The following is a 14,382-nucleotide window of genomic DNA, read 5'->3' as shown; positions in this document are numbered from 1 at the left end:
TACAGTCTGCTAACATAATATAACAAAATTAGTACATAGATTATGAACAATAATAGAGTTATAAATTTTATCTTAATTTCGATCGTTATTATTAACGTGTTTTTGGGATTTGTAAACCCTGCTTATGCCTTTGATAATGAGCAAATTAATGAATTATTTACCCAAAATAAGTGTGTAAATTGTGACTTTTCACAACATAATTTCAGTGCAAAACCATTAAATTTTAATAATGTACAATCCTTAAATTTGAATAATGCTAATATTCAAAAATGTGAATGTTATCAAAGTAACTTTAGTAATTTGTCTTTAAATAACGCTAATTTAAGCAACTCTAATTTAATTCAAGCTAATTTGAGTAATACTGATGCAACTAAAATTAATTTGAGTAATTGCAAATTAAATAAAGCTAACTTAAATCATGCAGAAATGAGTCAAGGAAATTTTAGTAATTCTGATTTATCTTCTGCTAATCTTAGTGGCGTTCAGTTTTATCATGCTAATATGAAAAAGGCTAATTTAAGTAAAGCTAATTTAACTCAATCCTACTTAAAAGAGGTTAATCTTTATGGTGCTAATCTTGCGTATGCTGACTTAAGTAAATCTATTTTATATAGTGGAAAAAAAACAACTAATTTAAGAAGTGTTAATCTTAAAAATGCTAATTTAAGCGATGCGGATTTAACGGGAGTTGACTTAAGTAAATCGATTTTAGTTCAAGCAAATTTAACGAATACAAACTTAAATAAAGCAAGTTTAACAAAAGCTGATTTAGATAAAGCAAACTTAACTAATGCCAATTTAACTAATAGTAATTTAAAAAATTCTACCTTTAGTAATGCTTTATTAGTTAATGCTAATTTAAGTAATGCTAACTTAAAAAAAGCTAATTTAAGAGGAGCAAATATCACTGGTGCTATCTTCGATAATGCTAATCTTAAAGGTGCTATTATGCCTGATGGCTCGATTCATGAATAAATACTAAACAAAATTACGGTAAATGTGGGTAGTTCACTATATGATTTTATCTTGAAATGTGAGAGATTGACGAATATTCATTGTTGCCTTTTAGCTGTCTCGACAATAGTTGATGGTTATATGTTACCGTAGGTCTAAATTAAAGCATAGAGATTAAGTTATAAAAATCATAATGAAATCTTCATTTTCTTCATCAAATCAAAAATTTAGTATCACGGGTTTATCTATTCGCCGTCACATTGCAACGATTATGTTAACCCTTGCGGTGATGGTAGTGGGTATCTTTTTCATTTCCACTATTCAAGTTGACTTGTTACCTTCAATCACTTATCCTCGTATTGGATTAAGGGTAAGCACAGGTGGTATTGCCCCAGAAATTGCGGTGGAAGAAATTACTCGCCCTTTAGAGGAGGCTTTTTCAGCTACGGAAGGGGTAGAATTAGTCTATTCTCAAACATCGGAAAATCAAATTAGTTTAGATTTATTCTTTCGAGTAGGTGGTAATATTGATCAAGCCTTAAATGACGCTACGGCTTCTTTTAACCGCGCAAGGGGAAGACTACCTGATGATTTGGAAAATCCTCGTATTTTTAAATTTGAGCCTTCTCAACTTCCTGTTTATGAATTTGCCGTCACCTCTGATATGAGGGATGTTTTAGATTTAAGGGTGTTTAGCGATGACGAATTGGCAAGAGAATTAACGGTTATCCCCGGTGTCGCTTCGGTTAATGTCACTGGGGGGGTAGAAGAAGAAGTTAGAGTACAATTAGACTTACAAAGATTACAGGCTCTAGGATTGAGTTTAAATGATGTCTTAAATGATGTGAGAGACAGCAATCAAGATATAACAGGAGGGCGCTTAAGGGGGGAAAATAATGAGCCTTTAACACGGGTTGTGGGTAGGTTTAGAAGAGCGCAGGATTTGAATAATTTATCTTTTGAGACTCCTTCGGGGAGGGTTTATTTAACGGATTTTGCTGATATTATTGATGGTGCGCAAGAGCAACGTATTTTTGTTTATCTCAATGGCACTCCTGCGGTCAAAGTCAGTGTACAAAAGCAACCTGAAGCAAATACGATCGAAGTGGTGGACTTAGTTAAGGCAAAAATTGAGGAGTTAAAAAAGGCAAATACTATCCCTGATGATATAACTATTTTGCCAACTCTTGATGAGTCGATTTTTATTAACAATGCCATCAATAATGTAATTACTTCGGGGTTAATCGGTACGGGATTGGCTGGGATTGCAGTATTATTCTTTTTAGGTTCGATTCGTCAAACTATCATCATCGTTATCTCTATCCCTATGGCTACTTTAGCGGCGGTAATTATGATGAAAATGTTTGGCTTAACTCTCAATGTTTTCAGTTTGGGAGGTTTGGCTTTAGGGGTTGGCATTGTGGTTGACAACTCGATCGTGATGTTAGAAACTATAGTAGAAGGTACAGAAAAATTCATTCATGATCCTCATCCTGATAAGGGTATTTATCGCCGTCAAATTATTTCTCAATCGATCGAAAGTTCATCGGAAGTAGAATCGGCGTTGATTGCTTCCACCAGTACTAACTTAGTGGCAGTGTTACCCTTTTTGATGATAGGGGGTTTTATCTCTCTTTTATTCAATGAGTTAGTATTAACCATTAGCTTTGCCGTAGGGGCTTCGATCGTGGTAGCATTGACGATCGTACCGATGTTAACCTCAAGGCTATTAGCCATCAAATTCTCTAGTCGTATTCGACACTTTTTTATTATTTCATGGTTTAACAAGGCTTTTAATGCGGCTAATAATTTTTATAGCGTAATTTTAGGCTTTTTGATCAAAATTCGTTGGGTAGTCATCATTGCCTTATTTTTCTTCTTAGGAAGTACTAGCTTAAGCCTTGCCCAACAACTTCCCCAAGAGATTTTACCGACTATCAACACGGGATTAGTGAACTTAAACGTTCAGTTTCCCCCCAGTACCACCTTGGCAACTAACCGCCAAGTCATGGAATTAATCGATAACGTGATATTAGAGCATCCTCAAACCCAATATTCTTTTACAACTTCAGGGGGAGGATTATTTGGTGCTAACACTTCCGAAAACGTGGTAAGAGGCTCAAGCAGTATCACTCTGAAGCGAGATACAAACATTGATGAATATATCAGTAGCCTGAATCAAGAGTTAAATAAGCTCAATTTGGTTAATATTCGATTACGATTAAGTGCAGGTACTGTTAGAGGCTTATTTTTGACTAATTCTCCCATTCGTGCAGATGTGGACGTTATTTTACAGGGCAATAATCAACAACTGCTAGAGGAAACAGGCAGACAAGTATTAAGGGTATTAGATGATAAAGCCCAATTAGTCAGATTTCGCCCTGATGCCGATGCTTCTCAACCAGAAGTAACTATTATTCCCAACCCACAAAGATTAGCGGATTTAAACCTCAATATCAGAGACATTCAAGACTCTTTACAAACGACTATTAACGGTATCGTTGTTTCTCAATTGCAAAGGGGCGATCGATTAGTCGATATTAGAGTACAATTAGACCCTAATTTGGTAAGAAATATCGATGCTTTGTTAGATGTACCCTTATTTACTAGCGATAATCGTCTCATTCGTTTAGGAGATGTGGCTTCTATTGGTAGTGGTGTTGCACCATCACAAATTCAAAGAATCAACCAAAGACAAGTGTTTCTCATTGCAGGAAGTTTAGCAGAAGGAGCATCTTTAGGCAATGGTTTAGCAGAAGTGCAAGGCATTTTAGATGACATTGATTTACCCGAAGGAGTGCGTATTCTACCTAGTAGTGCCGCCGAGAGTAACGCTAATTTACAAGGAAGTTTACCGATTTTAGGGGCTTTAGCAGGTTTTCTGGTTTTTGTGGTTATGGCTGTTCAGTATAACTCTTTAATTGATCCTTTAGTGATCATGTTTACCTTACCCCTTGCTTTATCAGGAGGGATTATTGGTTTATACGTTACCGAAACTCCCATCGGTGCAACGGTAATTGTGGGTGCGGTGTTACTTATCGGGATTGTGGTAAATAATGCCATTGTCATGGTGGAGTTAGCTAACCAAATCTATGAAAAACAACAACAAAATCCAGACATTAAAACCCCCAGTCGTTATATTTCGATCGTACAAGCATCATCGCAAAGGTTACGCCCTATCTTTATGACGACTATTACCACTGTCTTAGGGATGTTTCCTTTAGCTTTAGGCGCAGGAGAAGGGGGAGAGTTTTTACAACCTTTAGGAATTGTGGTTTTTTCGGGCTTGTCTTTAGCTACTCTCTTGACTTTATTCTTGATTCCTTGTCTATATGTTTTACTCCATGAGCCTTTCACCTTGAGAACTCGATCGATCATATTTCATGAAAATACAGTTAAGAGTTCGATCGAACCCGAAGCGAAAGAAATGGTAAAGAATTAGAAATGAGGAATGAAGAATTAAAAATGAAGAATTAAGAATTGAAAATTACCCATTCACTGCCTGATGTCTGATACCTATTCTCATCAAAATACTATGAGGCAGACTCTAATTCGCAATGAGTCTAATAGACATCTTCAAAAATACAGGCAAGATGCCTGTTCTACGGTGATAAAATTATAATTTCTGGAGAAGTCTAATGAATTTTTCAGCTATAATAAAAAAACTAAAGATGATCAAATCACTATGAGTTACCAAAATATTATTACCATAGAATCTGGAAAGCGAAGTGGAAAACCCTGTATTCGAGGAATGCGTATAACTGTTTACGATATTTTGGAATATTTAGCTGGTGGAATGACAGAAGCAGAAATTCTCGAAGATTTTTCCGAATTAACCTCCGAAGATATTAAGGCTTGTTTGGCTTTTGCTGCAGATAGAGAGAAAAAATTATTTATGACATCTGTATGAAATTGTTATTAGATGAAAATTTGTCAGATAGAATTATTCATAAAATCATTGATTTGTATCCCAATTCTCACCACGTCAAGACTTTATCCCTCATCAATACTGATGATTCTCTTATCTGGGAATTTGCCAAATTTAATGATTTTGTGATTGTTTCTAAAGACTCTGATTTTCACCAACGTAGTTTATTATATGGTCATCCACCAAAGTTTATCTATCTTCGTATTGGCAATAGCTCCACTTCAAAGATTGTAGAAATTCTCAGGTATAATTTTCCCATTATCAGAGAATTTTATCATAGTGAAACAGAAAGTATTTTGATATTAAGTTAAATCATAATCAGATACATTTTGAAGTCTATTTTGTATTTATATGCTTATATAAAGCCTCAAAACGTTAATTTTTATAACTAATTCCCTCTTCCCTCTCTTCATCAAAATACTTTTTCAGCATCCCCTATTTAACCACTCCAACAAGGGGAGAACTAGCAGAAGCATATTCTTTTACAGGAATACGACCTGCTTGATAAGCTAATCTTCCTGCTTGAGTTGCTAATCCCATAGCTTGTGCCATTTTAACGGGATTTTGGGCAAGGGCGATGGCACTATTAATTAATAAAGCATCTGCGCCTAACTCCATACCCAAAGCCGCCTCGCTAGGTGTGCCAATTCCTGCATCGATAACCACTGGTATTTTTGCCTGTTCAATGATAATCTTAATATTAGCCAGATTCTGAATGCCTTGCCCTGAGCCGATGGGAGAGCCTAAAGGCATAACAGTTGCACATCCTACCTCCTCCAAACGTTTACAAAGGAGAGGATCAGCATTAACATAGGGTAACACCGCAAAACCTTCCTTGACTAATTGTTCGGCGGCTTGTAATGTGCCGATAGGATCGGGTAATAAATACTTAGAGTCGGGGATAACCTCTAGTTTAATGAAGTTATTGTCTTCCTGTCCTAGTAATTTCGCCATTTCCCTACCTAAACGGGCAACCCTCACGGCTTCTTCCGCATTGGTACATCCCGCAGTATTAGGCAACATCCATATTTTACCCCAATCGAGGGCTTCGGCTAATCCTTCATGCCCCGGTGCGTTAGTTTGTACTCTACGCACTGCCACAGTCACAATTTCGCAACCACTGGCAATAACGCTTTTTTGCATAGACTCCATACTAGGGTATTTTCCTGTACCTGTCATCAATCGAGAGGAAAATTTGCGCCCTGCAATGATTAAACTATCTTCATCATTATTAAAAAGTTCACTCGCCGTAGAAGGGTTTAAATATCCTGCTTGGTTGCTTTTAGGTGAAAAATGACCTGAATCACCGTTGATTGAGCTTAAATTGCTTTCTATGCTGTTTATATTACCATTTTGGGAAGGGGTGGGATATGTCATAATTTGTGCTTTATTTTGCGAAAATCTTTGATAGGAAAAATGTTTTAAGAGGGGATCGGGGTGTTTGTCTATGATAAGATTACTTATTAATTTAGCGGTAATGGGTGCTAAAAGGATACCGTTGCGATGATGCCCTGTAGCAAAAATCAAATTATCCGCATCACTATAACCTAATATGGGCAACTCATCAGCCGTGGCAGGGCGAAAACCGTACCAAATTTCGTTTAATTGCCAATTTGCGAGGGGCGGATATAAATTAATAGCTCGATTTAAAAGTGTATTAACCCCTTCGGCGGTGTTGCCTTCTTGCCATCCTATATCTTCGGAGGTAGCACCAATAATTAAACGTCCGTCTTTTTTCGGCACTAAATAGGTGTTTTCCCCAAAAATGACTCTTTCTAAGGGATTTTCTTGGGGTATCCTTAAACTTAACATTTGCCCTTTCAAGGGACGCACGGGGAGAGGAAATAGTTTACTTGACCACGCACCACTAGCTAAAATATAAGTATCCCCTGAAAATATACCCGATTTGGTGAGGATATTTTTAATTCTACCTTGATGACGAGTCAGGGCGATGGCTTCGACTCCTTCTCTAATATCAATACCTAATAATTGGGCTATCTTCAATAATACCTTACCCACTTTACGGGGATCAACTTGCCCTTCTTCGGGATACCAGTAACCCCCCATGACATCTTGACTTAAGTGAGGTTGATAAAATGAAAGGGTGTCTTTATCTAACCAATTTTCGTTGATATGGGAAGGAGTTTGAAAAACAGGGGCAATGATACCACAAGGATTATAGTCTATATCGCCCTGGCTCAACTGTTCTAGTTTTTGAGCCCATTCAGGATACAAAGCAAGGGATTCTAAGGCTAAGTCTAATATCGCACCTTCTAACCCCTCCGCTTGGGGCGCTAACATTCCTGCGGCGGCATTGGTGGCGGCTTGGGAATAATTTTTGCTTAATACGGTTACTCCTAACCCTTTTAATTTTAACTCTAGTGCGATCGAGAGTCCAATTATTCCACCGCCTATAATAATAATTTCGTTGCTAGTTTTCATAATCGATCGTTAACATATATCGTTATTTTATCATTGTCTGGACTGAGAGAGATTAATTAGGGTTTGCTGAAAAAATCTTTTGATGAGGGGAAGTAATGGGTAATGGGTAATGGGTAATGGGTAAAGTAATTAAAAATCAAGGTTTTAAGACTTTGTATAGATAAAGTTATACAAAAGTTTTAAATAAAATAAGATCAAAAATGCTCATTTTTTGAGTAAAAATTGCTAAAGTAGAAAAACCCTAATTATTTTTGAAAAACATAACTTAGATAAACCATTTCTCCCGTTTCAAAAGCGTTGTATATTTGACTATTTTTAACCCCCGCAAATTCTTGAAAAACGCCTTGAAAAAAAGTAGGGACATAATTTTTAATGACATTTTTTTTTGATTTATCTACTAATTCTAAAGATTTTAAAACATTAGGGGTAATAATTGCTGTTTTAATTTGTTTAAGTCCAGATTGTGCAAAATTTTCTTTGAGATTTTCTACCTCATTAATAGGGCGTAAATCCGCCCAAGAAAATATACCACTAGGTTTTAAAACTCGATAAACTTCAGCCAGAAATTTACTCATTGAGCCATAACAATGGGATGATTCTACATTAAGAATGACATCAAATGTATCGTTTTCAAAAGGTAAGTTTTCTGCATCACCTTGAACAAAGGAAAGGTTAGAAAGATGATAAAATTTTTGAGCTAGTTTAATATTTTGTTCGGAAAAATCTATTCCGATTATTTTTTGAGGTTGTAAATATTTTGCCACATAAGCACTGCCTCCTCCTCTACCACAACCTACTTCTAAAACTTGTTTATTTTTTATCTGGGTTACACTAGCTACATAATGATAAAGATTAATAGAATAGTAGTTATTTTCATCTTCGGGTGCTAAGTTTAAAGAACTTAATTCTGAGTTTAAATCATAAAAGCCATAATTCATAAATTGCCAATCAGTTTTCTGATAGGAATTAGCTAAAAATTGATACCAAAAACGCCATAAAGTTTTCTTGATATTCGGGGATATTCCTATTAACAAAATAAATATTTTTTCTATCATTAATGTCTTTGTCTTTAAGTTATTTTGGTTATTCTACTTCTCGTCATGATAAATTAATCGAAAAGGGTATTAGGTATCAGGTTGCAGGTATTAGGTTAAATTCAAACTGTTAATTTATAACAATTGCATTTTTAAAATAATCAAAGCTATAGATGATAAGGTTTATATTAATTATATTCTATTAATTTTACATAACTACTGTAGAAGAACCCAAAATTTTAAGCTAAGTAGATGGGCAAATTAATTGTATGTTTACTTTGTGAAAGGCAAAAGGCAAGAGGCAACAAAGATTATGGGTTATTTCCATTAATTTTAAAATAGACAATCTATTTTGCTTTAGTACTTATAACGCATCTCAGTTTACTGATAAAGACAGGCAAAAGTTAATATCAGTCAATAGTTATCAGTATTTTTAATTATTAGAAAAAATGTCAGTTAAATGCGCCTTAGCTTAAATATTATTAATTCTTCATGTCTTAATTCTTCATTCTTCATTCTTAATTCTTCATTCTTAATTCTTCATTCTTCATTCTTCATTCTTAATTCTTAATTCTTAATTCTTCATTCTTCTATGGGTATTGTTTTTAACTTTCTCAACGATATTCCGAATATCGAGTATCAAGGGGAATATCAAATCGGTTTAGTAATTTTATCAGTAGCGATCGCAGTTTTTTCGGCATATACTGCCTTTTTAATGGGCGAATTTGCAGAATCCTTAACCAATCAAAAGGTGAGCAATATCCTTCTTTCTCTCAGTGGCACTTCCATGGGGGTAGGTATTTGGGCAATGCACTTTATCGGGATGTTAGGGTTTAATTTACCCTGTGTCGTCAATTATGATCCTTTAACAACTTTTCTCTCTATTTTACCCGCCATTGGTGCTAGTATCTACGCTATGCACTTGGTTTCTCGCCCTCAACCCTCTTTTCAGGTACTTTTAATTGGTGGGGCGTTATTCGGGATTGGCATTGGCACGATGCACTATTGGGGAATGAGTGCCTTACACATCGAGGGAGAGATTTTCTACAATCCCCTTATCTTTACTATTTCGATCGTTGTTGCTATTGTTTTAGCTACCCTTGCCCTTTGGTTTCGTTTCTATATAGATAAAATATTCTCTTTTGCTACCCGTTACCGTCTCATAATTTCAGCTATTGTGATGGGTTTTGCCGTGTCAGCAATGCACTATCTAGGCATGACTTCCGCTTATTTTATCCCTTCTAAGTCTCATGCAAAGATGATTGAAGGAGTTGATACCGTTAATATCGCCATTTATGTCACCATTGCCACGATTTTGATAACAGCGATCACACTTTTGGTAGTTTATCGAGAGTCTTATGTGCAACGAGATCAAAGTCGAATAGTTGCAGAAATGGAGGCTTGGTATCGCAGTATTATTGAATATGCCCCCGAAGGGATGTTAGTCATTAATGAAAAAGGGTTGATTATTTTAAACAATCCATCCTTAGCAACTATGTTCGGTTATGATCAGGATGAGTTATTGGGTAAATCCATTGACATATTGGGCTTAAATGCCTTAATCGACACTAAAATAAACGAAGATAGCACCACTGCCCAAGCCTGTCTCATTGGGGATAATAGCAAAGAATTACACGGCAATCATAAAAACGGTTCACAGTTTCCCGTAGAAGTTAGTTTAGCCCGTTTATCTGCCATTGGCAAACAAGGAATTAATATTTTTGCTTCCGTGAGAGACATTTCCGCGCGTAAAGAGTTTGAAAAACAGATTAATCATCAAAGAAAGTTATTACAATCAATCCTCGATAAAGCACCTGTGGGAGTAGGGATTACCGTTGGTGGCATAGTGCGTTTTGCTAATCCTCGTATTGCAGAGTTAGTGGATTTAAACATTGGTGATTCTCCTTTGAAAATATATGTCAATGATTACGATCGAATCTCCATGTTAGAGGATTTAGAGCAATTTGGTATCAGTGAGCATAGCACTTACAAAATGTATGCCCCCAATGGAGAGATAAAAGACATCATGGCAACTTTCATGGTGACGGAATACGAAGGAAAAAAAGGGGTTTTAGGATGGTTAACGGATATTACCAAAATGAAAACCGCCGAGGAAGAAATGCGCAAAGCGAAGGAGTTAGCAGAAGAAAGTATGCGAGTGAAATCCGATTTTTTAGCAAATATGAGTCACGAAATTCGCACTCCCATGAATGCCGTAATAGGTATGACGCACTTGGCTTTGAAAACCGAGATGACTCCCCGTCAGCAAGATTACTTACAAAAAATTCAAAACTCTAGTCAACATTTACTAGGGGTGATTAATGATATTCTTGATTTCTCGAAAATTGAAGCAGGAAAACTCGTCATCGAATCCATCGATTTTGAACTGGAAAAAGTCCTTAATAACGTGGCAAATTTAATCACAGAAAAGGCTACCGCAAAGGGTTTAGAAGTGATTTTCGATGTCGATCGAAACTTACCCAAAAACTTCATAGGTGATCCTCTCAGGGTAGGGCAAATATTGATTAACTATGCCAATAATGCCGTAAAATTCACCGAAAAAGGAGAAATTACCATCATCGTTAAACTGCAAGAATATCGAGAAGATGATGTGGTTTTATATTTTGCCGTCAAAGATACAGGTATTGGCTTAAAACCCGAACAATTAAAAGTATTATTTAAGAGTTTTCAACAAGCTGACACTTCCACAACTCGCAAATTCGGAGGCACAGGTTTAGGATTAGCTATCTGTAAGCGTATCGCAGAATTAATGGGAGGCGATGTTGGAGTTGAGAGCGAATACGAAAAAGGTAGTACATTTTGGGCAACCATCACCCTAAAAAAAAGTACCATAGCTCCCCGCAAATTGCTCTTAAGCCATGACTTAGAAGGAAAAAGGGTTTTAGTGGTGGACGACAACGAAAGTGCTTGTATTGTCCTTCAAGACCTCTTAGAACAAATGAAATTTATTGTTGACGTAGCAAATTCTGGAAAAGAAGCAATTAAAGCAGTTACAAAAGCTGATCAAGACAAACAACCTTATGAAATAGTCTTTCTTGACTGGCAAATGCCCGAAATGGACGGCATGGAGGTAGCTAGACGTATTCGGGAATTGGACTTAACCCATAAACCTTATCATCTCATGGTGACGGCTTACGGGCGAGAAGAAATCTTTAAAAATGCAGAATCGGCGGGGATTTCTGGGGTATTATTAAAACCTGTCAACGCATCTTTACTATTTGATAGCTTAGTGGAACTGTTTGGGGTTAATGTTCCCGATGCTCCCGTTACCCAGTATGACACAGAATTGGCTTTACAGTCTGCGTTAAAAGACATTCGAGGGGCGAAAATTCTCTTGGTGGAAGATAATGAAATCAATCAGGAAGTAGCGGTGGAGTTATTAGAAGATGTTGGTTTTGTGGTGGATGTGGCAGAAAATGGCTTAATTGCCGTGAAAAAAGTCCAAGCTAAATCCTATGATATTGTGTTAATGGATATGCAAATGCCCGAAATGGATGGAGTTGAGGCGACTATTGCTATTCGCCAAGATAGTCAATTTGATGATTTACCCATTGTAGCAATGACTGCTAATGTGATGCAGGGCGATCGAGATCGTTGTTTTGAAGCAGGAATGAATGATCATTTAGGGAAACCCATTGAACCCGATGAGTTGTGGAAAACTCTGTTAAAATGGATTAAGCCTTTTGACAGGCAAGATGCTTGTGCTACGGAATCTCCAATTAATAATATCGATAATAAATCTGGTAAGGCAAATCAAGGAAAGACTGAGGATGAAGTTATCTTACCGGAAAATATTAGCGGTTTAAATATACAAGAGGGATTAAGACGAGTTTTAGGGAAAAAACCTTTTTATCTGTCTATGTTGCGCAAATTTGCCGTCAGTCAGAAAAACTTTCAACAGGATATATCAATAGCCTTAGCTAATCAAGATTACTCCTTAGCAGAACGTTTAGCCCATACTTTGAAGGGGGTTTCTGGTAATATTGGGGCATCGGAAATTCAAGAAAATGCTAAAAATCTGGAGTCTGCTATTAAAAATTATAGCGATAACCTCGATTCCCTCTTAATGAGGGTGATTTTACCTTTAAATAACCTAATCGAACAATTAGAAAATCAATTACCCCAAGAGCAAGTCAGTGTTAAGGTAGAGATAGATTTAGAAAAATTAGACCAATTATGTAATCAACTATTAGCATTGCTTCGAGAAGATGATGCAGAGGCGGTGGATTTATTCCAAGATAATGCTGATTTGTTCAGAAGTGCCTTTCCTGATGACTTTGGTTCGATCGAATCTTCCCTTAATGCCTTTGATTTTGAGGAGGCTTATAAAATTTTAGAATCGATAATTTAGTAGAGTTACACAAATCAACCAACAATCGTAGGTTTTAATATTCCGTAAAACAGGCATCCTGCCTGTATTAAACCTAAATGACTTAAGTAATATTAGTAAACAGTAAGATATTTTTACCAGAAGTCTAATTTCTATATAAACCTTATTTTTCTTCAAATACTCAACAAAAAATGCTCAACAAAACCCTAAAATCCTCTCATGGTGGGCGATGCCCACCCTACAAATAATCTATTCCCTATTCCTTACCCTCACCAATATTTTTTATTCCTTTACCGAGTATAACTATGAATCAAGAATTACAAGAACGTGCGACAATTCTAGTAGTGGACGATACCCCCGATAACCTCGCTTTTATGAGTGGTTTACTTAAGGACAAATATCGCATTAAAATTGCTAATAATGGCGAAAAAGCTATTTCGATCGCTTGATCGACTACACCGCCAGACTTAATCCTTCTTGATATAATGATGCCCGAAATGGACGGCTATGAAGTATGTCAAATTTTGAAAACTGATCATGAAACTAAAAATATTCCCATTATTTTCTTAACCGCTAAATCCGAAGTAGAAGACGAGCGCAAAGGCTTAGAAATGGGGGCGGCAGACTATATTACAAAACCCGTAAGCCCTCCCATTCTCCTTGCTAGAGTAAAAACTCAGTTAATCTTAAAGGCTTCTTCGGACTTTTTACGGGATAAAAACGAATATTTGGAACAAGAAGTCACCCGTCGCACATTAGAAGTCATGGCGATTCAAGACGCTACAATTTTAATGCTTACTTCTCTGGCGGAAACTAGAGATAATGAAACGGGTAATCACATTTTACGCACCCAAAATTATGTTAAAGCATTAGCACAACATTTAAGTAATCATCCTCGTTTTAGTGAATACTTAACAGAGCATATTATCTATATGCTTTATAAATGCGCCCCTCTCCATGATATTGGCAAAGTTGGCATTCCTGATCATATTTTACTCAAGCCCGGTCGTCTTACCCCCGAAGAATTTGAAACCATGAAAACCCATGCGGTTTTAGGACGTAATGCGATTATGTCAGCAGAAAAAACTTTAGGGATGAATGTGGATTTTCTCGGCATTGCTAAAGAAATTGCCTATTATCACCATGAAAAATGGGACGGCACTGGTTATCCTGAAGGGTTATCAGGGGATGATATTCCCATATCTGCTCGATTAATGGCGATGGCTGATGTTTATGATGCTTTAATCAGTAAAAGGGTGTATAAAGAGCCTATGACTCATGAAGAAGCAGTAGCAATTATTGTTAAGGGTAAAGGATTGCATTTTGATCCTGATATGGTGGATAAGTTTATAGAAATTCACACTAAATTTCATGATATAGCCTTACAATACTCTGATTTTTAGGTTCGAGAATATATTTTGGTTATTTTTTATAGAGGTTAATTAGGGGTAAAATTTCCTTTAAAAATTTGTTTTCTAAATTCTGAGGGCTAATGTGAATAAAGTATTTATCCGCTCTATGAAACTTACTCAAACTTGATCAAGAATGGTCAAGTTCCCACTCTTCATGGGATGGACGTTCACTTCCTGCTTCACCGAATCCCTAATAGACTTGCCATTAAGTTGGTTTGACTCTCCACAGGCTTTACTTTCCGACAAGCTATCGGTAGTTGG

General features: G+C 36.4%; 9 protein-coding genes and 1 pseudogene. 8 read left to right on the top strand and 2 right to left on the bottom strand.

The features are described 5' to 3' along the window. Nucleotides 1-42: 42 nt before the first annotated feature. From ACN4EE_RS13810 to ACN4EE_RS13795, 4 genes are all read left to right on the top strand, one after another. On the top strand, nt 43-975 hold the full coding sequence (locus tag ACN4EE_RS13810) for a pentapeptide repeat-containing protein (RefSeq protein ID WP_431707037.1): 933 nt from the start codon (nt 43-45) through the stop codon (nt 973-975). Nucleotides 976-1,147: 172 nt separating this feature from the next. Further along, nucleotides 1,148-4,396 (top strand): efflux RND transporter permease subunit, encoded by a 3,249-nt coding sequence (locus ACN4EE_RS13805; protein WP_431707036.1) that lies wholly within the window; start codon nt 1,148-1,150, stop codon nt 4,394-4,396. Between the two features lie 243 nt (nt 4,397-4,639). Next, nucleotides 4,640-4,864, top strand: a complete 225-nt coding sequence (locus ACN4EE_RS13800) for a DUF433 domain-containing protein (protein ID WP_431707035.1) — start codon at nt 4,640-4,642, stop codon at nt 4,862-4,864. Continuing rightward, complete coding sequence (locus ACN4EE_RS13795) at nt 4,861-5,193, top strand: DUF5615 family PIN-like protein (RefSeq protein ID WP_431707034.1); 333 nt, start codon at nt 4,861-4,863, stop codon at nt 5,191-5,193. Before ACN4EE_RS13800 ends, ACN4EE_RS13795 begins: the two co-directional genes overlap by 4 nt. A gap of 124 nt (nt 5,194-5,317) precedes the next feature. Here ACN4EE_RS13795 and thiO read toward each other — a convergent pair whose 3' ends face one another. Both thiO and ACN4EE_RS13785 read right to left on the bottom strand, forming a co-directional pair. Next, complete coding sequence (gene thiO, locus ACN4EE_RS13790) at nt 5,318-7,324, bottom strand: glycine oxidase ThiO (RefSeq protein ID WP_431707033.1); 2,007 nt, start codon at nt 7,322-7,324, stop codon at nt 5,318-5,320. A gap of 245 nt (nt 7,325-7,569) precedes the next feature. Further along, the gene (locus ACN4EE_RS13785; RefSeq protein WP_431707032.1) at nt 7,570-8,379 is read right to left on the bottom strand and encodes a class I SAM-dependent methyltransferase; all 810 of its coding nucleotides are present in this window, start codon (nt 8,377-8,379) and stop codon (nt 7,570-7,572) included. 571 nt (nt 8,380-8,950) lie between these two features. Here ACN4EE_RS13785 and ACN4EE_RS13780 point away from each other — a divergent pair. From ACN4EE_RS13780 to ACN4EE_RS13765, 4 genes and pseudogenes are all read left to right on the top strand, one after another. After that, nucleotides 8,951-12,730: a response regulator gene (locus tag ACN4EE_RS13780; RefSeq protein ID WP_431707031.1), complete on the top strand. Its 3,780-nt coding sequence runs from the start codon at nt 8,951-8,953 to the stop codon at nt 12,728-12,730. 284 nt (nt 12,731-13,014) lie between these two features. Then, nucleotides 13,015-13,158, top strand: a complete 144-nt coding sequence (locus ACN4EE_RS13775) for a response regulator (RefSeq protein WP_431707030.1) — start codon at nt 13,015-13,017, stop codon at nt 13,156-13,158. Nucleotides 13,159-13,176: 18 nt separating this feature from the next. Next, nucleotides 13,177-13,368, top strand: a pseudogene (locus ACN4EE_RS13770) (response regulator); the annotation flags it as partial. Nucleotides 13,369-13,473: 105 nt separating this feature from the next. Next, the gene (locus ACN4EE_RS13765; protein ID WP_431707053.1) at nt 13,474-14,112 is read left to right on the top strand and encodes an HD-GYP domain-containing protein; all 639 of its coding nucleotides are present in this window, start codon (nt 13,474-13,476) and stop codon (nt 14,110-14,112) included. Nucleotides 14,113-14,382 lie beyond the last annotated feature (270 nt).

It is taken from the genome of Geminocystis sp. CENA526 (genome assembly GCF_050753365.1).
Classification (GTDB): domain Bacteria; phylum Cyanobacteriota; class Cyanobacteriia; order Cyanobacteriales; family Cyanobacteriaceae; genus Geminocystis.
The sequence above is the reverse complement of the archived record's forward strand: the minus strand, read 5'-3'. Positions and strand labels throughout refer to the sequence as shown.